Source organism: Oceanobacillus sp. J11TS1 (genome assembly GCF_018333215.1).
GTDB lineage: Bacteria > Bacillota > Bacilli > Bacillales > Amphibacillaceae > Oceanobacillus.
In genome coordinates this window covers 19,355-42,622 of record NZ_BORO01000010.1, presented here as the reverse complement: position 1 = coordinate 42,622, position 23,268 = coordinate 19,355, and the positions used below count along the sequence as shown (strand labels likewise).

At 34.6% G+C, this 23,268-nt stretch carries 19 protein-coding genes and 1 pseudogene; 7 read left to right on the top strand and 13 right to left on the bottom strand.

Going from position 1 to position 23,268, the window contains the following annotated elements; genetic code table 11:
* Positions 1-24 precede the first annotated feature (24 nt).
* The 4 genes from KI343_RS09895 to nagA form a co-directional block, all read right to left on the bottom strand.
* The gene (locus KI343_RS09895) at positions 25-861 is read right to left on the bottom strand and encodes a glycosyltransferase family 2 protein (protein ID WP_212926262.1); all 837 of its coding nucleotides are present in this window, start codon (positions 859-861) and stop codon (positions 25-27) included.
* Positions 862-879: 18 nt separating this feature from the next.
* A complete protein-coding gene (locus KI343_RS09890; protein WP_212926261.1) occupies positions 880-2,013 on the bottom strand; it encodes a glycosyltransferase in 1,134 nt (377 codons plus the stop codon).
* Positions 2,014-2,044: 31 nt separating this feature from the next.
* The gene (locus KI343_RS09885; protein WP_212926260.1) at positions 2,045-3,166 is read right to left on the bottom strand and encodes a glycosyltransferase; all 1,122 of its coding nucleotides are present in this window, start codon (positions 3,164-3,166) and stop codon (positions 2,045-2,047) included.
* A gap of 576 nt (positions 3,167-3,742) precedes the next feature.
* A complete protein-coding gene (gene nagA / locus KI343_RS09880; RefSeq protein WP_212926259.1) occupies positions 3,743-4,927 on the bottom strand; it encodes an N-acetylglucosamine-6-phosphate deacetylase in 1,185 nt (394 codons plus the stop codon).
* An 885-nt stretch (positions 4,928-5,812) separates the two neighbouring features.
* Between nagA and KI343_RS09875 the strand changes: the two genes are divergently transcribed.
* Positions 5,813-6,868 (top strand): C40 family peptidase, encoded by a 1,056-nt coding sequence (locus KI343_RS09875; RefSeq protein WP_212926258.1) that lies wholly within the window; start codon positions 5,813-5,815, stop codon positions 6,866-6,868.
* A gap of 202 nt (positions 6,869-7,070) precedes the next feature.
* Here KI343_RS09875 and KI343_RS09870 read toward each other — a convergent pair whose 3' ends face one another.
* A complete protein-coding gene (locus KI343_RS09870; RefSeq protein WP_212926257.1) occupies positions 7,071-7,625 on the bottom strand; it encodes an RNA polymerase sigma factor in 555 nt (184 codons plus the stop codon).
* 425 nt (positions 7,626-8,050) lie between these two features.
* Between KI343_RS09870 and KI343_RS09865 the strand changes: the two genes are divergently transcribed.
* From KI343_RS09865 to KI343_RS09855, 3 genes are all read left to right on the top strand, one after another.
* Complete coding sequence (locus tag KI343_RS09865) at positions 8,051-8,275, top strand: DUF1659 domain-containing protein (RefSeq protein ID WP_212926256.1); 225 nt, start codon at positions 8,051-8,053, stop codon at positions 8,273-8,275.
* 39 nt (positions 8,276-8,314) lie between these two features.
* On the top strand, positions 8,315-8,527 hold the full coding sequence (locus tag KI343_RS09860; RefSeq protein ID WP_212926255.1) for a DUF2922 domain-containing protein: 213 nt from the start codon (positions 8,315-8,317) through the stop codon (positions 8,525-8,527).
* Between the two features lie 123 nt (positions 8,528-8,650).
* The gene (locus KI343_RS09855) at positions 8,651-8,785 is read left to right on the top strand and encodes a YvrJ family protein (protein WP_212926254.1); all 135 of its coding nucleotides are present in this window, start codon (positions 8,651-8,653) and stop codon (positions 8,783-8,785) included.
* Positions 8,786-8,898: 113 nt separating this feature from the next.
* On the opposite strand, the gene wecB is transcribed toward KI343_RS09855, so the two are convergent.
* Both wecB and KI343_RS09845 read right to left on the bottom strand, forming a co-directional pair.
* Complete coding sequence (gene wecB, locus KI343_RS09850) at positions 8,899-10,023, bottom strand: non-hydrolyzing UDP-N-acetylglucosamine 2-epimerase (protein WP_212926253.1); 1,125 nt, start codon at positions 10,021-10,023, stop codon at positions 8,899-8,901.
* Positions 10,024-10,191: 168 nt separating this feature from the next.
* Positions 10,192-10,905, bottom strand: coding sequence for a WecB/TagA/CpsF family glycosyltransferase (locus KI343_RS09845; protein ID WP_306432565.1), 714 nt, complete (start codon positions 10,903-10,905; stop codon positions 10,192-10,194).
* Positions 10,906-11,152: 247 nt separating this feature from the next.
* On the opposite strand from KI343_RS09845, the gene KI343_RS09840 reads away from it, so the two are divergent.
* Positions 11,153-12,334 (top strand): LCP family protein, encoded by a 1,182-nt coding sequence (locus tag KI343_RS09840; protein WP_212926251.1) that lies wholly within the window; start codon positions 11,153-11,155, stop codon positions 12,332-12,334.
* 110 nt (positions 12,335-12,444) lie between these two features.
* Here the strand turns inward: KI343_RS09840 and KI343_RS09835 are convergent, their stop codons facing one another.
* A complete protein-coding gene (locus KI343_RS09835; protein WP_212926250.1) occupies positions 12,445-13,512 on the bottom strand; it encodes a glycosyltransferase family 4 protein in 1,068 nt (355 codons plus the stop codon).
* Between the two features lie 308 nt (positions 13,513-13,820).
* Between KI343_RS09835 and KI343_RS09830 the strand changes: the two genes are divergently transcribed.
* Positions 13,821-14,540, top strand: coding sequence for a glycerophosphodiester phosphodiesterase (locus tag KI343_RS09830; RefSeq protein ID WP_212926249.1), 720 nt, complete (start codon positions 13,821-13,823; stop codon positions 14,538-14,540).
* Positions 14,541-14,682: 142 nt separating this feature from the next.
* Here KI343_RS09830 and tagH read toward each other — a convergent pair whose 3' ends face one another.
* Positions 14,683-15,483: a teichoic acids export ABC transporter ATP-binding subunit TagH gene (gene tagH / locus KI343_RS09825; RefSeq protein ID WP_212926248.1), complete on the bottom strand. Its 801-nt coding sequence runs from the start codon at positions 15,481-15,483 to the stop codon at positions 14,683-14,685.
* A gap of 15 nt (positions 15,484-15,498) precedes the next feature.
* Entirely contained in the window at positions 15,499-16,320 is an 822-nt protein-coding gene (locus KI343_RS09820; protein WP_212926247.1) for an ABC transporter permease, read from the bottom strand.
* 539 nt (positions 16,321-16,859) lie between these two features.
* Between KI343_RS09820 and KI343_RS20350 the strand changes: the two genes are divergently transcribed.
* Positions 16,860-19,139 carry a bifunctional glycosyltransferase family 2 protein/CDP-glycerol:glycerophosphate glycerophosphotransferase gene (locus KI343_RS20350; protein WP_280530128.1) on the top strand — a complete coding sequence of 760 codons (2,280 nt, stop codon included), beginning with the start codon at positions 16,860-16,862 and terminating at the stop codon, positions 19,137-19,139.
* 97 nt (positions 19,140-19,236) lie between these two features.
* Here the strand turns inward: KI343_RS20350 and KI343_RS09810 are convergent, their stop codons facing one another.
* The 3 genes and pseudogenes from KI343_RS09810 to galU all read right to left on the bottom strand — a co-directional run bounded on the left by KI343_RS09810 (position 19,237) and on the right by galU (position 23,259).
* Complete coding sequence (locus KI343_RS09810) at positions 19,237-20,742, bottom strand: glycosyltransferase (protein WP_212926246.1); 1,506 nt, start codon at positions 20,740-20,742, stop codon at positions 19,237-19,239.
* Between the two features lie 160 nt (positions 20,743-20,902).
* Positions 20,903-22,105, bottom strand: a pseudogene (locus KI343_RS09805) (CDP-glycerol glycerophosphotransferase family protein); the annotation flags it as partial.
* 266 nt (positions 22,106-22,371) lie between these two features.
* A complete protein-coding gene (galU, locus tag KI343_RS09800; protein WP_212926244.1) occupies positions 22,372-23,259 on the bottom strand; it encodes a UTP--glucose-1-phosphate uridylyltransferase GalU in 888 nt (295 codons plus the stop codon).
* Positions 23,260-23,268: the final 9 nt, after the last annotated feature.

Sequence of the window (23,268 nt, the reverse complement as noted above, 5' to 3'; positions counted from 1 at the left end):
AAAACTTACTTTTATAACTAAATGCTATAATTTTGTAACTTGCTTTTGAGGAAGCCATTTTGACTCATATTCTTTTTCAACTTTTCTTTTGTTAACACTTTTTATTCCAGTATAAGCGTAATTACAAAAATACCATATACTTTTAAATAAGTTTTGTTTTTCAATACGTCTATATACATACCAATTTTGTTTTGCTGCTTTCCATTTATTACTTGATATAGACCCTTTGACCAATCTATACTTGGATAGTATTTCTGGTAATCCATATGCAATATAACCTTGTCTAGTAAGTTTCAACCAAAGAGCATAGTCTTGCCTTGTTCTTATATTTGTCATTTCTACGCTTCCAATTTTCTGTATATCTAACATAACGGTTAAACAGCCAATGACACAATGTTTCATTAAGAAATCATAATTCACCTTTTTTGGTGCCCTAGAGATGGCTTTCGTCTCTGAACCATCTTCGTAAATTCTTATATATTTTGTAAATGAAAAGGCGATATCGTTTTTTTGCATAAACTTTAGCTGTTTTTCTAGTTTCATAGGTAACCATAGATCATCACTATCTAAAAATGCAATATATCGACCCTTTGCATTTTTCATTGCGATATTCCTTGCCACAGCAGAACCTCTATTTTCTTTCAACTCAATCAACATAATGCGGCTATCCCATCTTTGAAATTCTTTTACCTGTTCTACTGTTCGATCACTAGAGTCATCATCTACAATAATTAATTCCCAATTCGTATAGGTTTGTTTTAAAACAGATTCAATCGTTTCATTAATAAATTTCGCTGAATTAAAAGCAGGCGTTATAATAGATACTAATGGTTTTTGAATTTGTTCTAGACTCTCTTCCAAACTATCAACACTCTCTTCTTATTTATTAATGTTTCGTAATAGTTGACTATACCAATCAATTAATTCCTTTTCCTCGATACGCCAATTCAATTCCTTCATCACTGCGCATTTCCCATTCAAACTCATTATCCTCGCTTGATTCGGGTTATTTTTTAAATATTGTATTGCTTGTTTTATTTCTTCATGATTAAACGGGTCGACAGCGATACCACATTCATATCTTTCAACAAAGTCCTTCCATACAGGAAAATCCGAACAAATTATAGGAATCCCTGCATTCATATACTCAAAAAACTTAGTCAGTTCTTTTTTCTTATAATGCTCTGTAGGTGGAAATAGCGCAAGACCAGCCAACCAATTCCCCTTTATATAAGCTTCGTCAATCTCCTCTTTTTCTATAAATTCGTCAATTCCTTTTATTTTGAGGCTTTCCTTTCTGTGACCCGCAATGGTCATCATTTCCTCCGCCAAATCTTTTGGACATTTACCAATCATTTCTACAGTTATGTTTTCATCAATTTGCGGTAACTTCGCATGTATCAAGGCACCGCGTACAGTTGATATGTTACCAGTGTATAATAACTTGTTAGACATTTGTACATTGCTTGATTTTAAAGTTGCGTTCTGTCTATTATTAATGGGATAATTAAGAATACACTTTCCTTCTGGATACATTTCTTTGTAATACTTTTCCGCCAAACAAAGATTAAACTTGTTAATAAAAATGTTTTCGAAAAGCTTGTATAATTTCGCTATTAAATTTCTTATTGGCTTTGGCAGATACTTTTTCTGCAAAATACTTGTTACATAATCTTCATGAATGTCATAAATAACGATATTATTTTTCTTCTTTAGCAGCCAACCAATCGGCATTAGTTCAGGATCATGGAAATGATAGACATCAGCGTCTATTTTTCTAGCTTTCTTGAATATCGCTATAGTTCCGAATAACATGCGTGACAATCTATTCTTATATCTTTTTATCGGTATAAAATTTATTAAGCTCTTGTTGAAATGTTTTTTATCCCCTTGTGCTATTAAAGTAACATCGAATCCTGCGCGATAGAGAGACAAACATTCTTTGTGATATATTCTTGGGTCATAAGGATGATGTACAGTTGTTAAGTGCACGACACGTTTAATTGTACCCACTCTTAATCAACTCCTTCACAACAAATCGATACTATTCATGCCTGATATTTTCCATAAAAATCTTTTCATATTGTTTAACAATTTTTGTTGCATCAAAGTCTTCGGCACGTTTATACCCCTTTTTAATGAGTTGTTCTAGCTCTTCTTTATCAAGAGAGAGTACTTGTATCATCCGATTTGCCAGCTGTGGAACATTACCAACCTCCGTAAGGATTCCGTATTCACCATCCTCCAGCACCTCTTTAGGTCCCGACCTACAATTCGTCGAAATGACCGGTGTTCCTGTTGCAAGAGCTTCTACTAGTACATGTCCGAAACCTTCATGTATCGATGACAATACAAATAAATCAGCTTCTTTCATATAAATGTATGGATTATATTGAAAACCAACAAAATGAACTCTGTCCTTAAGGCCTAGTTCGTTTACTAGACCTTTTAATTCTTCCTCTAATTCCCCTTCGCCAAGGATTACTAATTGACTTTTTATTTTTCTATTCACCTTTTCAAAGGCTTGAATTAACGTTTTCTGATCCTTCTGTTTAACTAATCTTCCAGCAGTGACAATAACTTTATCCCCTATTTGGAATATATGAGAATGTTCTTTTTTTACTACTTGTGATTCCAAATTTTCCTTTATATTTTCTAAATCAACCGGGTTATAAATAACCTTAATATTTTGAGGTTTTACCTTATACCGTTTTACTAAGTTAGCTTTAACGCCTTCTGATAAAGAAATGACTTGATCAGCAAATTTGTAAATGAATCCGTAAGCAATGAGTTTTGCATTTGAAGTGATCGTCCCCCCCAGATTATCTGCCTCTCTCACAATACTTTTTGCGTCTGAAAAAGATAGTAAATTTGCTAAAAGAGCTATCGTATTATAATTTGGAATAGTACTAAAAACTAGGTATACTCTTTCTTTTTTGATGACTCTTGCTAAGGGTAATATAGCATTTCTTAATCGTTTGGTTTTTAACTTGATGAACTTAACATCTGATTTGAGATGTTCTTCATAATTCCCATTATAATCAAGAGTTACTAATAAAGGTTTAAACTTTGACCTGTCCAGGTTATTTATGATGTTTAATAAAGTTCTCGCTGCTCCACCAGCGCCCATTTGATAAATAAAAAATAGTATCTTTTTTTGCTCCATTTGCTTTTTAGACTCTCCCTAATACCCTCAAATCGAATTAAATACAGTCGCTATAACACCGCCTTTTGACTTTGCGAATATTCACACAAATGAATGTAACCAAGTGAAATAGTTCATTCTAGAATGAATAGCTTCTTGAGTAAATAAAATGCCAACTTAATAAGGTTCTTGTATGCTAATACGAAAATTTCTCTTCCCCTTAGTAGTATCCTGCTTGAATCACTAAGGGGGAATTTCGCATCAGTATGAAACCAATAACGTACTCTTTTCTAATTTTCTACAACTCGCATTATACCATAATGAATGAAATTTACCACAGGTTTTCTTGAACTTTAACATTAATTAAACATATAGGTAACAGCATTCAATTCACATATCAAGTTTAAACTCTCTTTTATAGTTCTTATTCAAATTATTTTACTTAATAACCTATCGGGTAATAGGACTGCTAGAGAGCCTATTTAAAATGTCTTTGTTACAAAACTAGAAGGCGATAGCGTCTTAAATTTTTCTAATCTAGTAACTTTGGGATAGATAGTAGTTAAAGCCTTGATCAAACGTTTGATCAACTTGTGCTTATGCTCTTTGATAAGCTACTTTTCCTCTGCAAATGGTATATGCAATATCCAGCGCATCATCTAATAGAACAAAGTCCGCGTCCTTACCAACTTCAATACTGCCCTTCCTATCAAAAATACCGACCTGCTTTGCTGGATTCACTGATGTCATCTTCACAATATCAGTTAGTTCAACACCCTCTAACTGCATCATATTTTTTACCGCATCAATCATTTTTAAAATACTTCCTGCTAATGAGCCATTATCCAATGTAGCTTCACCATCTTTTACGAAAACAGGCTGGCCGCCTAACTCATACTCCCCATCTTCCAATCCTTTGGCACGCATGGAATCTGTAATAATAATGATTCGTTCCGAACCTACATTATTAAAAATAAGTTGCAGCATTTCTGGTACCACATGAATACCATCTGATATTAATTCTGCATGCAAATCTTTCAATTGAAACGCTGCTCCTACAGCTCCAATGTCCCGATGATGGATACCGTTCATAGCATTGCATAAATGTGTCAGCTGTCTAACACCTATCTTGGCAGCATCTTTGATCTGTTGGAAAGAAGCGTCTGTATGTCCGGCTGAAACATTTACACCAGATTGATATAATGTTTTAATAAATTCTCCTGTTTTGTCACGTTCTGGCGCCATGGTAATTGTACGAATTTGTTGGTTAGCTTCTTCTTGCCATGTTTGAAATTTATTTAAATCAGGTTCTACAATATATTGTTTAGGCTGCGCTCCTGCCTTGGTTGCTTCTACAAACGGACCTTCTAAATGAACGCCTACTAAATCTGCTCCGACCTTCGATCCAGCCTTTGCCCACGCAGCAACATTCTTTAAAGCATTGGAAATTTCTTCATCAGATTGTGTGATCGTTGTAGCAAGATAACTGGTCGTCCCTTCAGATGGCAAATTATCAGCAAGTGTTTGTAAGGCTTCTGGTGTAGCATCCATCACGTCCACACCATATCCCCCATGAATATGAGCATCAATAAAACCTGGAAGCAAACGAAATTCATTCTTTGCGTCGATGACTTCCCCATCGAATGAAAAATTAGCAAGCTCTTCCTCTTTTAGAATATGTGTGATTTCTCCGTTTTCTACAACAATAGATGCATTTTCTACTACTTCTTGATGTAAATAAGCTTCTCTTACATTTTTTATAAGTAACGTTGTGGATTCCACGACGAATTCCTCCGTTCTCTTTAAATTATAGTTAAGTATGTATCATCTCTATATATTATAACGCTAACTTTAAAATAAATGAATTCTTTGTCGTTATTTCCCGGGAAATGTTTCTATTTATCAAAATGTCGAATGACTTTCGCTTTAATTATGCTTGGACTTTTGAAGGTTTTTTTGTTAAAAAATTCTCATCTAAATTAGGAAAGACGTCTACCTAATCATATATAGCCTTTAATAAGTATACTTCCGCTGAAAGCACCAATAATCTAACTATTCAAATAACCAACTGTTATATTGCCATTGAAAATTCTGTTTTCGTTACTTAGGGCGCCCTCCTAAAATACTATCCAACTTATTATATCGTAGTCTATTAAGCCTAATTTCATTCCATACCTTTTGATATATCAACTAATTATGATTCGTTCGACCTTATTTTCAATAACATTACAAACATATTACAATTCCTTCTATAACCTACCATTTTTAGCTATAAAACGATATAATCCTATCTGCAAGGATGTATTCACTGGATTATTTTAACACGCAGATGAGTAAATTTACTATTTTTGGTATGTTTGTAATTAATCTAACTAGCAATTCTTCATTTTAATCTCTCTCACACCATACTTTCGAATTACATTCCATATACATCTGTGAACAAAATACATCTTGTTACCCAAGCCGAATATGCTAATTGTATTTGTACCAACGGAACGCGTCCCGTACATGTTTTAAAGGTTTTCACTTTTTATAACATTACTGGCATAGCTTAAATTCTACCAATCTATAGTAGTTTAGACTCGGTTCTTAAGACGCGTTGGTCATCTTGCAATTCATATTCTACACACCCCAAATTTTATAAAAACTTAAGGAGGAAATACACAAATGACAACAAAGAGAATTCTTTTATCCGTTACAGCATCCGCAGCAATTGCTTCCACCTTTATCGCTACAGATAGCGCTGATGCAGCATCATACAAAGTAAAGAGCGGCGACAGTTTATGGAAGATTGCACAAAAGCATAATACTAGCGTATCTAGCTTAAAATCTATTAATAATCTTTCTTCGGATATTATTTTCCCGAATCAAGTTTTAGAGACTACTGGATCTAAAGGCTCGAGTTCAAAATCAACTTCTAGTTCCAGCAAATCTGGTGGAAGTACATACACCGTTAAATCTGGTGACACACTAAGCGGGATTGCGCATAAACATGGTATTTCTTTAAATAATTTAATGAAGTGGAACAATTTATCTACTACATTAATTTATCCTGGCAACAAACTTACTGTTAGCCAAAATGGATCAAGCAGTTCAAATGCAAGCTCTGGAAGCAGCAAATCTGGTTCTAGCTCTTCTTCTAGCACTTATACTGTAAAATCTGGTGACAGTCTTTCAAAAATTGCTCGTCAGCATGGTACAACTGTATCCAAGCTAAAATCTATCAATAATCTATCATCTGATTTAATTATTGTTGGTCAGAAATTAAAAGTCGATGGTTCTAATAGTTCCAATGCAGGCTCTAATAAAAACAATAGTTCCAGCGGCAGCTCTTCGAACAACGCTTCAAGTGCTGGCTATGATGTCAACCAGCTTGTATCCGCTGCGCAAAGTCAAGTTGGAAAGCCATATGTATGGGGCGGACAAAGTCCAAGTTCCGGTTTCGATTGCAGCGGGTTCATTTATTATGCTTATAACCAAGCTGGTAAAAGCATGAGCCGCACAAGCGCACAAGGCTACTATGACCGTTCATATACAATTAGCAGCCCACAAGTAGGAGATCTCGTATTCTTCTCAGGAACGTATAAATCAGGTATCTCCCACTTAGGCATTTATATTGGAAACAACCAATTCATCCATGCAGGTTCTAACGGTGTAGAAGTGTCCGCTCTAAGTAACTCTTATTGGAGCCAGCATTTCGATAGCTATAAACGCTTTTATTAATTTGATATTATAATAAGGAAAAATCTGTACTGACTGTTCGCTACGCGGATGGAAAGTATGGATTTTTTTATGGGGTTTAAATCCATTAAAACGGGCTGTATCTAAATGGGAAAGACTACAACTATCAAAATGATAATTATAGCCTTTTCCCTATTATTTTCTTTTTAAATCATGACTACAGTTCGTGGATTGATTGTTCTTATTACGTTCTATCCCAGTTCAATTTACGTAATTTCCGCTTTGCACCTTTCGCCCAGCTTTTTACCGCTTCTAAACTCACTTGTTCTTTCTCGGCTATTTCTGGATTGGTTAGCCCATCTATAATTGCATCACAGAACCAAATTTTCTGCTTATCCGTTAAAGCCGCTGTAAATTCAGATAGAGAGCTAGCATCTAGATGATCAACCGTCTCTAGCGGATTTCCTTCTCCTTGCATTTCTGGTATTTGGTTTCCGTCCAAATAGTTTCCTGACTGCGTCTCAACTTTGCGCTGATAAATAAGCTGGTCTAAGTATTTTCTTTCAACGGATGATTTACGGATGATATCCACTAGGCGATTTCGGATTTGATAATTCATATATGTCGCTAATGGCCCCTTATCTGGATTGTGCTTTTCATACGCTCTCCACATCGCAACCAGTCCCTCTTGAAAATAATCACCTTCCCTATCCTGAATTTTTAACCTGTTCAGTTGGTAATACACCCTGCGTTGATTCTGTTCAATAAAATCCTCTAACTCCCACTTCTTTTTTGTCATTTTAACTCCCCTTTCTTATGTTGTGTTTTTACTGTAACGGAAATTTTCCAAAGCGTCATCTAGACAAACTTTCAGTTTGTAGCAACAAACTGGCAGTTTGTCCGGGTAAACTGCAGTTTGTTGCTATAAACTGACCTATTTTTATGCAGTTTGTGCCGACAAACTGCAGTTTACATATTTTATCGACAAATTTCGACATAAAGTTGGCTAACCCTTATATATCACCATTAAATCAGCCTTTTGAGCCCTTTTGTTAAGCCCATTTTTTATAAAAAGACGGATATTCCGAACGACAAAAAACAAAAATAACTGTCTCTTTCCTATTAAATATCTCAATAGTTATATAAAAAACGTATAAATTTTTATCAACTTGCCCCTCCTTTTTGGTCAGAAACGATTATAGATGTGAAAGGAGGTGATGAACAATGGCAGTTGCTCAATTAACGGAATCCGTTTTGCAGCTTACGTTAAGCGAAGGGATTGATCCAGATACTGGTGAACAAATCCTAAAGCAAAAGCGGTTCAGCAATGTAAAAACAGAGGCTACTGCTGAACAGCTTTTTCTAACAGCTAATGCATTCGCTTCGGTTCAGCAGCACGAGCTCTACAATGTTAGCCGCCGAGATGTTTCAGATATTCACGAAGGCTAACCCAAAATCTGAAATTTTAAAAGAGAGGAGGGAAAGCAGATGAGAAAACTTGAATTGAAGTTTTTAAACGCGGAAGGAAAAATCGTGACCTATTCGGTAGACCACCCGACAGAACCAGCAGATGCAGAAACAATTCAGGAAGCAATGGACACCATTCTTCGTGAAAACGCTCTGTACAGCACCGGGGGTGAACTAATGGAAATACACAGCGCTCGCATCGTCGAACGTACTGTAGAAGAGATTGAATTATAATCTTTCTGCACACAGACTTTGGACCGTGGGGAGACTCTCCTCACGGCATTGTCTTTTATAAATAATAAAACATTTGCTTGTTCTTGAAACTTATTTCCTTCATTACAAAAGGCGGTGAATCTTATGGAAGCATGGATTTCTCTTTTAACCGATATCGGATTCCCAGCTGCGGTGACCTTCTACTTGTTACACCGAGTTGAGGGAAAGCTCAATCAGTTAATTGAGTCCATCTACTCGATTCCAGAGAAGATACGGTGAAAAAGAGGATTTTCCCATTTTAATGATGTGGGAAAATCCTCTTTTTGTTTATTTCTACTAGATTCATTCTTCTATTTGAAATGAAATCTTTTCAATATACGAAAGATCCACTTCTACTTATCTTCTTCCCCGTGAAAGTATTTTAAGATGGCAGCAATAATTCGGGCAGATGCTTCTCCATCTCCATAAGGGTTAACCGCCTTTGCCATTTTGACATATGCGGTTTCATCAGATAATAATTCATTTGCGACTTGGAAGATATCCTCTTCATTCGTACCTGCTAATTTTAATGTACCTGCGGCTACTCCTTCTGGACGTTCTGTAGTATCTCTTAGCACAACAACCGGAACCCCTAAAGACGGTGCGTCCTCTTGGATGCCTCCTGAATCCGTTAAAGTTAGATAAGCTCTCGATAAGAAATTATGGAAATCAATCACACCTAATGGTTCAATTAACTGAATACGTTCCACATCTCCAAGAATTTGATTCGCTGTTTCCTGCACCTTTGGATTGAGATGGACGGGATACACAACATAAATATCTGGATGTGTTTCCACCAATTTGCGGATAGCACGAAACATCTGCTCCATATGTGCACCTAGATTTTCTCTTCGGTGTGCAGTGACAAGGACAAGGCGCTTATCTGCGTTGGCTTGTAAAATCTCGTGGTGGTACTTTGGATTCACGGTTGTTTTTAAGGCGTCAATTCCTGTATTTCCCGTTACAAAAATCCGATCCGCCGGTTTATTCTCTGCTAACAGATTATTTTTTGCTTGTTCCGTTGGTGAAAAGTGCAAATCAGCAATCACACCAGTCAGCTGACGATTCATTTCCTCTGGGTACGGCGAAAACTTATTCCATGTCCGCAAGCCTGCTTCCACATGCCCAACAGGAATTTCTTTATAAAACGCAGCTAAAGAGGCAGCAAATGTCGTTGTCGTATCTCCATGCACTAGAACCATATCCGGCTTCGACTTTTCTATAACGCCCTCTAAACCAGTTAACGCCCCTTTGGTGATTTGTGCTAAGGTTTGATTTTTCTTCATTAAGTTCAAATCGTAGTCAGGTGTGATTGCAAATGTTTCCAAGACTTGATCGAGCATTTCACGATGCTGTGCAGTAACTGCAACCTCCGTTTCAAATTGCTGACTTCGCTTTTTTAATTCTAAGATAAGCGGTGCCATTTTAATTGCTTCTGGCCTTGTTCCAAAAACAGTCAGTATCTTTATACGCTTCATTTATGTACTCCCCCTTTTTCATAAATTTTCCATGAATTAGTATCTGCTATTATAATCGGAATATCTTTTCTCTAGTTATTTGGACTACGTTAACTATATCAAATACAGGGCCGTATATTCATGTTTAAGCGCATTGGTGAAAAGTTATCAAATGAGCTATAACTTAAGCTACCTATTAAACATCACTCTAAACATAAACTCAAAAAGCTTCAGTGTGCGTTTAAATCTCGTCCTTGGCTGCTGCGATAACCGATAGAACCATTCCAGATTCAGCTTTATCCAAAATGCAGGGGCACGCTTCACTGTCCCAGCTAAAGCATCAAAAGTTCCACCTACACCAATAAACAATCCATGATCAAATAAATGCTTATAAGCTGCAATCCATTTTTCCTGTTTTGGAAATCCTGCTGCAACAAAAATAATATCAGGTTGTGTATCAGCTACACTTTTCGCAAAATCATAATCCTCTAGCTCAAAAAAACCATGATGATTTCCAGCTATCTCTATGTTCGGATAGTCCTTTTTTACCTTTTCCACAGCTTTTTGGTTGATTTCCTCACTCGCACCTAAAAAATAACAGCTTAATTGATGCGTATTCGCATAATTTAACAAGTCCAGAGAGAGATCATAACCGGCAATTCTTTCTTGTAAGGGGGTTTTCATCCATTTTGCAGCTATAATTATGCCAATCCCGTCCGGAACCGTATAATCTGCTTCTTGAACAATTTTCTTAAAAGCCGCATCTTCTCTTGTCTTCATGACGATTTCCGGATTGGCCGTCACAACAAACGTCTTCTTTTTCTGCTCTAAACGTGGGTAAATATGCTCTTGTAATAAATCCTGTTTCGTTATATTAACAAATGGAATGTCCATTACTGTCACATTTTGCAATCTAACCGTATCCTTTCTGCCACATTTTTCCCACAAACTAAGCCCATATCTATTAATTGTAAGAAAAACGTCATTTACGTATAAGAAAAAACATAGTATCATTAATGTTAGTGTATTCCTCAAAGAAAATGGAAAACTAAAGATATCATAGCATTCTTAGTTATTATTTTCTATTATCTTTCTTTTCAAGCAGGAATGCTTTTTATTTTAATTCTAAATTATAAGGAGACCATCCTTTATGTCAAAAAATAAAACACAAACGCGAATCGTGCGGAAAAAGAAGCGCAAAGTAAGAAAATTGTCTTTTATTTTAGTTCCGCTCGTTATACTTTTCGTTGCGGTTGGTATCTATATGGGCTATTTATATGTCACTACTGGGAATGTTTTATCTGACTCTTATGAAGATGACGGCAGAGATAAATCGGATTTAAGAGACGGCGTTGTCGATCCCGATTTTGATAATGTCACTGTCTTAATTATGGGTGTGGATACCAGTGATGTCCGCGGTGGAGCTGAAAGTGCAAGAACAGATACATTAATGCTTGCCACGCTTAATAAAGAGGATAAAAGCGTAAAATTACTGAGCATCCCTCGGGATACCTACACTTATATTCCTGAAGTCGGCTATGAGGATAAGATTAATCACGCGCATCATTATGGTGGTACAAAAGGAACCATTGATACGGTAGAGAATCTGTTAGATATTCCTGTCGATTATTATGTCAAATTAAACTTTGAAGCCTTTATCGATGTCGTAGATACATTAGATGGTATTGAAGTCGATGTCCCTTACGAGTTTAAAGAACAAGATTCTAAAGACAAGGCAGGAGCTATTCATTTAATGCCAGGTAAACAGGAGCTTGATGGCGAAGAAGCATTAGCCTTAGCAAGAACAAGAAAACTGGATAATGATATTGAACGCGGAAAACGTCAGCAAGAGATTATGCAGGCGATTGCAAACAAAGCCATGTCATTTAATACAATCTTTAAAGTGGATAGCCTTGTCAAGTCAATTGGGGACAACATGACTACCAATATGACATTCAGCGAAATGCAAAGCTTTGTATCCTATTTAACTGCAGGAGATAATTTAAACATTGAGACACTTACCTTATCAGGTTTCGATTCTGCCCCTGGCAGCACGTATTACTGGTATTTAGATGAGACTGCTTTAGCTGACACACAAAGGGAATTACGAACACATTTAGATCTTCCCATAACCAATGAAGAACCAAGTTCAACCTGGGAAACAAACACTGCAGAACCGGATAATTCCTATCAGCAAGAGGACGAAATCAACAGCTATCAAGGTTCCGAATATAATCAAGATGAATATGAAGAGCCTGAATATAACCAGTACGAAAGCGAAGAACCCGAATATGATCCATATGAAAGCCCAGAACAAGGGAATCAATGGTAATAATTCATTATACAAAAGCAAGGATGCTTTGAAGCATCCTTGCTTTTTTTGTACTAAAAAAACCTCAGCAAGCTAGAACAGTACTATTTGCCAAGGTCTAATTTAATCACTTATTTTTTTGAATGTCTATGATCTGATGTTCGTTTAAAAAGATTCGTGAACGGTTTAAATTCACTCGTAATCATTTCTAATGCGTCTACAAGCATCGTAATTGCAAATAGCACAATACACAATATCAGCATCGATCCCCATAAGGTTGTCATAGAAAAGAGAATCGCTGTCACACTAAATAATGTACTCAACAAATAAATAAATAGCACTGTCTGCTTATGCGAAAACCCGAATTGAATTAACCGATGATGAAGATGCGCACTGTCTGGACTGGATACAGGACGATTATTTACTTTCCTGCGTATCATTGCAATCAAGGTATCTGAAATCGGAACACCAAGAATAAAGATAGGAATTAAAAAAGAAACAACGGTCACATTTTTAAATCCTAATAAAGACAATACGGAAATCATAAACCCAAGGAATAGCGCTCCTGTGTCCCCCATAAAAATCTTGGCCGGGTGAAAATTATATCGTAAAAATCCTAGGATACTAAAAAGCAATATCATCGCCATGGTGGTGACGTAAACGTCTCCCATTAACATTGCCATCCCAGTAATGGTAAGCAGCGCAATTCCTGAGACACCAGCTGCAAGCCCATCTAAACCGTCAATAAGATTAATCGCATTGGTAATTCCTACTATCCAAAGTATCGTGAATACTTCACTAAATAAACCAAATTCTAGTTCTCCGCCAAATGGCAAATTAATAAATTCAACTTGCAGCCCGCCCCAAAAAACCACTAGACACGCAACCAAAAATTGAACGAAAAATTTAAACTTTGCGGGTAAGTCATAGATGTCATCGAAAATACCAAGAATCAAAATCACCCCTGCGCCAATGATAATTGCTGCGTGAAAATCACTGGTTGGCTGTAGGACGAGTAATCCAATGATAAAACTTATTGCAATAGCTATTCCTCCAAGCGTAGGAATAGGCTCTTGGTGTACCTTTCGAGCATTGGGCTTGTCCGTGATATGCAGTTTTTTGGAATATTTGATGACAATAGGCGTTACAATTAACGCTGCGATCAAACTCGTCATCGATAAAATCGCAATTTGAATCATCCGTTACACCCCAATCCTATTGCTATTTATTATACAACATCTATGTCGATTCGTGTATTAATTAGGATAAAATATTCTATATTTCAGTTTGTCACAAACGAAATAAAAAAATCAAACCATATTTTGGACTTTATAGCATTATAAAGAATTCAAGGAATAAAGTATAAGTACGGCTATTTTAGCAGGGCGAATAAATACATGTCTTGATTATTACTCCTCTCCCATAGAAGCTTGTCTCGCTACATTTTATTTATATCTTATAATTTTGCTATGCTATCATGATAATAACGATAAAGGAGGGTTACGCTTTGGTACTTAATTTTGCTCACCGCGGTTCTTTAACAGAAGCACCGGAAAACACCATTCCATCCTTTGAAAAAGCATTAGCTCATCAGCCCAAAGGAATGGAATTAGATGTACAGCTGACGAAAGATCAGGAATTGGTTATCTGTCATGATGCAAAACTAACCCGTTTTAACAAAAACAGCAAAAAAATGATTCAACAGCTTACATGGGAAGAAATTCAGCAGATTGATATCGGATCCAGTTTCAATGAGAAATATAAAGGACTTCATCTGTGTCGCTTGGAAGATGTTTTATCCATTACGCCACCTGAAGTTATTCTCAACGTGGAAATAAAAAACATTCCAGTAATTTATCCAGGGATCGAAAAAAGGTTATTGGACTGCTTAGAAAAATATCATCGGTTAGATAATGTGATTATTTCTTCGTTCGACCATATGGCATTGCAAAACATTTCTAAACTCCATCCTGCCTTACGATTGGGAATGCTCTTTCATTATCGTATTTTAAATACGTGGAAATATGCACAAGCAAGTGACCTGCCCATATATAGCATCCATCCAAACCAAGTGTATGTTGATCAAACGTTTGTCCAATCGTGTAAAGAAGCACGATACCTTGTTTATCCATATACGGTAAATGATAAAGACCGATATGAACAGCTTCTTTCTTATGGAGTGGATGGCGTATTTAGTAATAACCCAGAAATATTTCAAGGTCAATAAATAGTTTCTCAAAAGCATATTAAAAACCCCTATCCATCTGAGTTAAGCTTATGGATAGGGGCCAATTGAAATCGAGTGATTGTATTTTATTCTATACGCAATTATGATTTACAAATATCTTTACGAATTCTTTTGTTTATCTTCATTTTTGTAATTGCTTCATATTCTCAGCAATTTTATCATCTCGGTATTTCTTACGCTCATTATTATTCATCTTTTTCCATTCTTTTAAAAACTGTTCATACTTCGGAATAACTTCTTCCGTCGTGCCATAGTCTTTGACAGTTCCATATTCAAGCCAGAGAATTTTCTCACAGAACTCTTTCATCTGTCCAAGTGAGTGACTGACAAAGATCATGGTTTTTCCACGCTTTTTAAATTCTCTCATTTTTTCCAGGCTTTTCTCAGCGAATGCTTTATCGCCTACAGATAAAGCTTCATCGATAATCAAAATATCAGGATCAATATTTACTGAAATAGCAAAACCTAATCTCGATTTCATTCCGCTTGAATATGACTTTATCGGCTGATCAATAAAAGTTCCAAGCTCTGCAAATTCAATAATTTCAGGCTCAAGCTTTTTTATTTCATTTTTATTAAATCCAAGCATTAATAATTTCAGTTCAATATTCTCTCTCCCTGTTAAAGCCTCTTTTAATCCTGAAGAAACTGCAATCAGTGAAACCTCTCCTCTTAACATTACTGAACCAGTCGTTTCCGGTATTATTCCAGCTATAATATTGGATAAGGTTGATTTTCCTGAACCGTTAATACCAATAAATCCTACAATATCACCTTTGTCAGCTTCAAAGTTAACATTTGTCAATGCATAAAAATCTTCTCCGTAACTTTTAGGTGTAATCAAATCGAGCAATCTTTCTTTATTACCGTTATATAATTTATATTTTTTCGATACATTATTTACTACTATTGCTTTTTCCATTTTCAACACATACCTTTATAAAAAGTCAATAAAATGCCTTCTAAATCGAACGTGCATACTTGCACCAATTATCAATAATAGTAGCACTATAATCCAATAATAGATTGTCAATTCCCAATGCGTAATAAAATACCATTCGGTTCCAAAAAAAGCAGCACGGTAGCCCTCAATTAAATAGTATAGCGGATTTAATTGCATGATATTCAGCAACCTAGGAAACGCTTCTAACTTACTTAACGGCCATAATACTCCAGAAACATAAATTAGCATACGTAACACTGAATTCAACAACAGATGAAAGTCCCTTACAATTGTTGAAATAGTAGATGTAATAAGGGATATAGCAAACAACAAACAAATTGCCGAAAATAAGAAATAAATCAACTGCAAATAATAAATATTAATATAAAAACCCATTATTTGATACAATATAACAGCCACTACTATCGTAGCAAAATGTACGTATAATTGTGAAAATATGGTATAGCTCGGAATAACACTCATAGGAAAATTCATTTTAGAAAGCATTCTCAGGCGAGTATATATGGATTTTGAACCCAGTATTATAGATTGAAAACAAAATGTCCATAAGAAGAACCCTCCAATTAACCAAGCGATAAAAGGAACAGGCTCCCCGCCCATAGTTACATCATCTCGAGACAATAATAAGCCAAAGACAAACCAATAAATCATAATTTGAATGAGTGGATTTATTAATTCCCAAGCTGTCCCTAGATAGTTATTTTTATTTTTACTTTTCAATTCGTATACAGACAATCTTCTAACAAGATAGAAATGATCAATTTGTTCTTTTATAACTTTCCATGCGGATTTCATTATATTCTTTGGTTTCCTTTCAATATAAAGAATTACACTTTCTTCTGCTATTAGATTATACAAGCTCTTTATGTAAAAAACAATCGTGAAAGAAATAACGAATTAAGATCCCTTATTCCTCCGATTTATCTTTTCCTAAACTATAACATGCTAACATTGATTTTATTAAACTTTGCAGGTATCTGCTTGAAAATTTTGGATATAAAGTGTTTACATTATTAGCCGGCAGATTAATTATAAAATTATTCTTCAATTGCTCTCACCCAGTAATGAAAACCTAAAAAGATCAATTACTCATTACGTATAAAAAAATCTCTTCTCTCTTTACTTTAAAACGCTTAGTACGCTCCCAAAGTATTCCGTTAGTAAATTAGCCCTGCTAGATTTCTGGAAGCCTCGAACATAATTTACTTTTTTCAGTTGGTAACAGCATAATATACTGGAACTATTATTACTCAAATGTTAACATAAAAAGTATATATGTATCACTATCTGTTAATAATTGTAATAATAAAATGAACTATCTGAGAGGGATTACATTGTTATTTAGCATAATTATACCTTATAAAGAAAGTAACATAAATTATTTAAAAGATTGTATTATAAGCTTAGAAAATCAACATTTTAAAGATTTTGAAGTAATATTTATACATAATAACAGTATCAAGCTTGAACAAATTTTAATAGAATCCTCATTGAACTATAAATTAATCAATGAAGAGATGGATTCCAATGTGAGCGTAAAGCGAAATAAAGGATTGTTAGCAGCAAAAGGAGATTATGTTTTATTCCTAGATGCTGACGATTATTTACACATGAATGCTTTAATCTATATCAAAAAACTACTTGATATGGAACCTACGCAGGCTATAAGAATGAAAATAAATAAAACATACAGGGACAGAGAAACTCGTTTTAACAACGTAAATCAGGCTTTTTATCAGTTAAACACAATTGAAGCTCTTGATAATGTTTTCGAAAATTTAAATATAGATCTATCCGATGTACATAGGAAACAATTAGTTAATGAATTATTTGAAGAAAATTTATTAAATTCTAACTTTAAAGTAATTGCCCAGGAGAAAATACTTCATAAACTTCCTTTTTCATTAAAAGTATACGGCTTTGTTTTAAAAAGACGCTTTCTTTTAGAAAATAATATTTACTTTGATGAAACAATTGACTTATATGGAGAAGTCCCATTTTTAATTAATATCTACAACCAAATTAGTTTTATTAAAAAGACCACTGTATCCCTTTACTATAAATTAATTCACAGTGATAAATTAAACTACCCTTCTCTGTCTCAAGAAGAGGTTGATGATCGAAAATTACAATTTTGTCTTTCATTAAAAGAAGCGTTGAATCATTGTGATAATGAACATATTTCAATGCAGATTAAAAAAAAGGCAAAAAATTATTACCTTTATAAAATAGTACAAGACAAACATTTTTTTAATGAGTCTTTTGAACATTATGAAGTATTATATAGCACACTTCAAGAGATTTTAAATACACCATCTGAAGATTTAAAAATTGCTAAAAGACATTCTAAAGAAATAGTTTCCATCCAAAAAGGTAACTTTAAGAGGGCTTATTCTCTCAGTAAAATGAGACTGATTGGATTCAACATAATTAAATTTATAAAACCAAAAAGTAAAAGGTATAGACAAACAATACTTCAGCGGCATATCTTCTCTAGGTTACCTAAAAACAACAAACTAATTATTTTTGAAAGCTTTCATGGTAAGCAGTATAGTGACAGTCCTAGAGCTATCTATGAATATTTAAAAAAGAATTATCCACGCTATAAACTTTTATGGTCAGCTGATGCTAAACATCTTCATATATTCCAGGAAAATAATTTACCGTATGTGAAGCGATTCTCCTTTAAATGGTTATTACTCATGACACGTGCTAAATATTGGGTAATTAATGCGAGATTGCCTAAGTGGGTAGAAAAACCTGAGGATACAATTTACTTGCAAACGTGGCATGGCACTCCTTTAAAAAAGTTAGGTGTGGATATTGGCCATGTTCTGATGCCCGGAACCACTACAGGCAAATATATGAAGAACTTCGTTAACGAAGCAAGTCGATGGGATTACCTAGTTTCTCCTAATAAATACTCTTCAGATATTTTCAAAAGAGCATTTCAATTTGAACATAATATATTGGAAACTGGTTATCCCCGAAATGATGTTTTAATAAACGATAATAATCCTGTAACAATTAACAGCATAAAACAGCGTTTGAATATACCTACTGATAAAAAAATAATCTTATATGCACCAACATGGCGGGATAATCAATTTTATAAGAAGGGACAGTATAAATTTGATATTGAATTAGACTTACAGCTCTTACAAAAAGAATTTGGGGATACCCACAGGATTCTTTTGCGCATGCACTATTTAGTCGCAGAAAACCTAGATTTGACAGAATACGATGATTTTGTCTCTGATGTTTCTATGTATGAGGATATCCGTGAGTTATATTTAATTTCTGATATGCTAATCACAGACTATTCTTCTGTATTCTTTGATTACGCTAATTTACAACGCCCTATCTTATTCTTTGTCTATGATTTAGAGGATTACCGGGATAACTTAAGAGGATTTTATTTAGATTTTGAAAATGAAGCTCCAGGTCCATTATTAAAAACAACGGAAGAGATTATTCATGAAATAAAGCAAATAGAGAAAAATGGCTTTAAACCTGATCAAGTAGTTACAGATTTTTACAACCGATTCTGTTATCTGGAAAACGGAAATGCATCCAAAAGAGTTGTTGATCAAGTATTTATCGACCAGCAATAGAGTAAAAAGACACCGATAGATATCCATCTGCCCAAAACCATAAAGAAAAATAGAGCGATCCTGCTTCTTTAGAGATGTAGGATCGCTCTTTTTGTGCTTAAATATTTTCGATCAAGTTTTTCCAACTCGTTTCGTATTTCTCGATACTAAAACGTTTAGCTACCTGAGTAGCATTATTTGATAATTCATCTCTTAGTTTCGAGTTTTTTAAGAGAGCAATAATTTTATCCGCCATTCCCTTCTGGTCTCCTTTTGGAACGAGATACCCATCAATCCCTTGTCTTATAATATCCTTAGGACCATACTTTATATCATAAGAAACTACAGGCGTCCCCGCAGCTAGACTTTCAGTTAGTACTAAACCAAATCCTTCAAAATCTGAAGTCAGTACAGAACAGGCTGCTGACTTATACGTTTTAATTGCATCACTGGTAAAACCGAGAAGTTTAACGTTATTCGTTAAATTTAACTTTTTAATTAAGCTTTCCAATTCTCCTTGTAAATCACCAAACCCGTATATATGGTATTTTGCGTCTGGTATCTCTTTCACTACATAACTAAACGCCTTAATCGCTTCATCTAATCTTTTTTGCTTTTTATATCTTGCTAACGTTACTACTAAATTAGGATTTACTTCTACTTTATTTTCATTTTTTTGTTTTTCCGTTTTAGGTACAGCATGAGGAATAACAACTGCAGATTTTAATTTCCCAAACTTATTTTCAACGTCCTCTTTCTGTTCCTCCGTTAAAAATACAATCCGATTAAATAAATTAATGTTATTAAAGAAAGGATCCCAAGACTTTTTTATACCTGCAGTATGATCATACGGACTTTTAAAGTGATTATTATGCAACACAGCTACCTTTTTGACTTTATTACTGCTAATTTTTGCAACAATGTCATCCGTTTTTCTGGAATCTGAAATAACAACTGGTGAAGATAGTTTTGATAATTTTTGTTCAACCCATGCCTTATAAAAATCATCAAGCTTAGAATATTCTTTAGGATTTCTTTTATCAAAAAACAAAGTTCTTCCTTCTTTGCCTTTATCATCGATCCATATAGTAATAGCACAATGTCCGCTATTATCATAATAACTATCTAATCTAGGTTTATTGCTAAATAAATCCATCTGACGGGAACGAATAATTGCTCCTTTATTATTAAACTCATCCCTCTGATAACGGTGCCTAGATTCATTCATATAATCTACAAATAATAAATCACCAGATTTATTGTATCTTTTATATTTTACATATAGTCCATCTTTATAATATCTATAAGAAGGTTTACTTTGATTCTCATCTTTAAAGACATAAAAACCTTTTTCCTCTACTACATCCTTACTACTTTTTCTTTTACTTTTATCTAGCTTAAGAATATCATTAAAAAAATTAATTACCTTAATTCTTTTGTCTAAACTGCCTGATTTATGTAACTCTTTAATAATCGAATCAAAGCGGGGCTGAAAGGCTAAAGTAAGAAAAATCACTTCGTTATTATATTCCGCTAAAGTATTTGCCCTATTTAGTACTGCTTTAGTCAACCCACCTCTTATAATATCTAAAGATTTAAATACAAACACAAGTGTTTTTTTCAATTTTAATTCTTCCTTTACTTCTAGAATTATAAATAAAAGTACTACCTAGTTTTAATTCTTTCCTTAAAGGATACTACTTTATAAGTAATTTATCCATTTTTTATATTATTAAAACTTATGCACGTCCATCAGCTTTGAAAATCCAAGTAAATTGTCTTTACTAATCCCTATGTTTAGAAAACATCTGGTTAACTACCCTATTTACAGCATTCCCATCTTCAAGATAGCAAAATTGCTTATAAAATTCATTGAACTCTTGGCCTAGCTGAAATCCTTCTCGCTCAATGACTTTAATCTCCTGAATAATTTCTTCCGTCGTTCTAACCAATGGACCAGGAGCTTCATTTTCAAATTCTAAATAAAATCCCCGTAAGTTATCTCGGTAATCTTCTAAATCATAAACAAAAAATAAAATAGGGCGTTTCAGGTTCGCATAATCGAAGAATACAGAAGAGTAGTCCGTAATAAGCATATCGGAAATAAGATAAAGCTCACGAATGTCCTCATGCTTTGAAAAGTCCATCACAAAATCTTCATAGCCCTTCAGATTCAGGTTCTCTGCAATTAAATAATGCATACGCAAAAGAATTTTATGGGTGTCACCAAATTCTTCCTTAAGGCGCTGAAGATCCAATTCAATATCAAATTTATATTTCCCCTTCTCATAGAATTGGTTATCTCGCCATGTCGGGGCATACAAAATCACCTTTTTATCTGTTGGAATTTTTAGTCGCTGCTTTACTGTCTGTATTTCTTTCGGATTATTGAAATTGATTAAATAGTCATTTCGAGGATAACCTGTTTCTAGTACCTCTTTTTCAAATTGAAAAGCACGTTTAAATATATCTGTGGAATACCGATTTGGTGAAACAAGGTAGTCCCATTTACTTGCTTCCTCCACAAAATTCTTTTTATATTTTTCGGTGTCAGTTCCAGGCATCTGGACATCATCAATATCCACGCCTAGTTTCTTTAATGGTGTGCCATGCCATGTCTGTAAATAGACTGTTTTTCTAGGTTTCTTAATCCATAACGGTAATCTGGTATTAATTACCCAGTACTTTGCACGTGCCATTAAAAATATCCATTTTAGAGATAACCGTTTTACATAAGGCAAATTCTTTTCTTGAAAGATATTAAGATGCCTCCGATCCGCTGCCCAATAAAGCTGATATTCCGGATAAACTTCCTTGATATATTCATAAATAGCTCGTGGGCTGTCACTATATTGCTTACCATGAAAGCTTTCAAAAATAATTAACTTATTGTTTCGAGGTAGCTTGGAAACAACCGAAAAAGTAATGCTATACAAAGTTTGTACAAGCTTCCCTCTCCTAATTCTAATCATCAATTGTTTCAATTTATTCATTCTTTAATCCCTCGTTTTCACATTTCAACTTAGATAAATACTGCATTCTCTAATAAATTTAGTATTCCTGTTATAGACAATGCTTAAATTTACTTCAATGCTTTTTACTATTATATCAGTAATATCCTGTTTATCGCACTTAGTTCCTGCACAAGGTAAAAATTTTGAACAAATTAAACAGCTGTATGATTTATTTATCCATACAGCTGTCTACTACTGCTATAAAAATTAAAATCGTATCTAGACAAAGCCTACGATAATCATAATTTCTGTTCTTTCAGCTTATCCCCTAACTTAATTAAATACTCTGCAAGAGGCTGTTTTAAATCTTCTCGCTCCAATGCTAATTCCAGTGTCGTTTCAATAAAGCCCAGTTTTTCCCCAACATCATAGCGGTCTCCATCCACTTCATAAGAGTATACACTCTGTTCTTTATTCAGTGCCTGGATTGCGTCTGTCAATTGAATTTCACCACCAGCACCAATCTTTTGCTCATCTAAGTATTTAAAGATTTCCGGCGTTAGAACATAGCGGCCAATAATTGCCATATCTGATGGTGCTGTTCCCTGTGCAGGTTTTTCTACAAAATCTTTTACAAGGTATCTCTTTCCTTCTTTTTTTGTATAGTCAATTACACCATACCGATGCGTCTCACTAGCAGGAACTTTTTTAACTGCAATAACGGATGATTGCACTTCATTATATTCATTAATTAATTGGAGCAACCCCGGTTCTTCATTAGAACGAATAATATCATCGCCTAGTAAGACAGCAAATGGTTCATCCCCTATAAACTTTCGTGCACACCAGACAGCGTGCCCTAGTCCTCTTGGTTCCTTTTGGCGGATATAATGAATATCTACTTTAGCTGATTTTTTAATTTTTTCTAGTAGATCATATTTTTCTTTTTGCAAGAGATTTTCTTCAAGCTCTAAAGAATAATCAAAATGATCTTCAATCGCTCTTTTTCCTTTTCCCGTTACAATAATAATATCTTCAATTCCTGAACGAACCGCTTCTTCAACAATATATTCAATCGTCGGACGGTCTACAATTGGCAGCATTTCTTTAGGCATTGCTTTGGTTGCAGGCAAAAATCGCGTTCCTAATCCTGCTGCTGGAATAATTGCTTTTCTTACTTTTTTCATTTTAATCTG

Coding starts and splice junctions, on each gene's coding strand:
- wecB (WP_212926253.1), bottom strand. CDS start 10,023: ATGAAGCGTATAAAGATACTGACTGTTTTTGGAACAAGGCCAGAAGCA.
- KI343_RS09860 (WP_212926255.1), top strand. CDS start 8,315: ATGAGAAAACTTGAATTGAAGTTTTTAAACGCGGAAGGAAAAATCGTG.
- KI343_RS09840 (WP_212926251.1), top strand. CDS start 11,153: ATGTCAAAAAATAAAACACAAACGCGAATCGTGCGGAAAAAGAAGCGC.
- KI343_RS09875 (WP_212926258.1), top strand. CDS start 5,813: ATGACAACAAAGAGAATTCTTTTATCCGTTACAGCATCCGCAGCAATT.
- tagH (WP_212926248.1), bottom strand. CDS start 15,483: ATGGAAAAAGCAATAGTAGTAAATAATGTATCGAAAAAATATAAATTA.
- KI343_RS09885 (WP_212926260.1), bottom strand. CDS start 3,166: ATGGAGCAAAAAAAGATACTATTTTTTATTTATCAAATGGGCGCTGGT.
- KI343_RS09835 (WP_212926250.1), bottom strand. CDS start 13,512: ATGATTCAAATTGCGATTTTATCGATGACGAGTTTGATCGCAGCGTTA.
- galU (WP_212926244.1), bottom strand. CDS start 23,259: ATGAAAAAAGTAAGAAAAGCAATTATTCCAGCAGCAGGATTAGGAACG.
- KI343_RS09870 (WP_212926257.1), bottom strand. CDS start 7,625: ATGACAAAAAAGAAGTGGGAGTTAGAGGATTTTATTGAACAGAATCAA.
- KI343_RS09820 (WP_212926247.1), bottom strand. CDS start 16,320: ATGAAATCCGCATGGAAAGTTATAAAAGAACAAATTGATCATTTCTAT.
- KI343_RS09865 (WP_212926256.1), top strand. CDS start 8,051: ATGGCAGTTGCTCAATTAACGGAATCCGTTTTGCAGCTTACGTTAAGC.
- KI343_RS09855 (WP_212926254.1), top strand. CDS start 8,651: ATGGAAGCATGGATTTCTCTTTTAACCGATATCGGATTCCCAGCTGCG.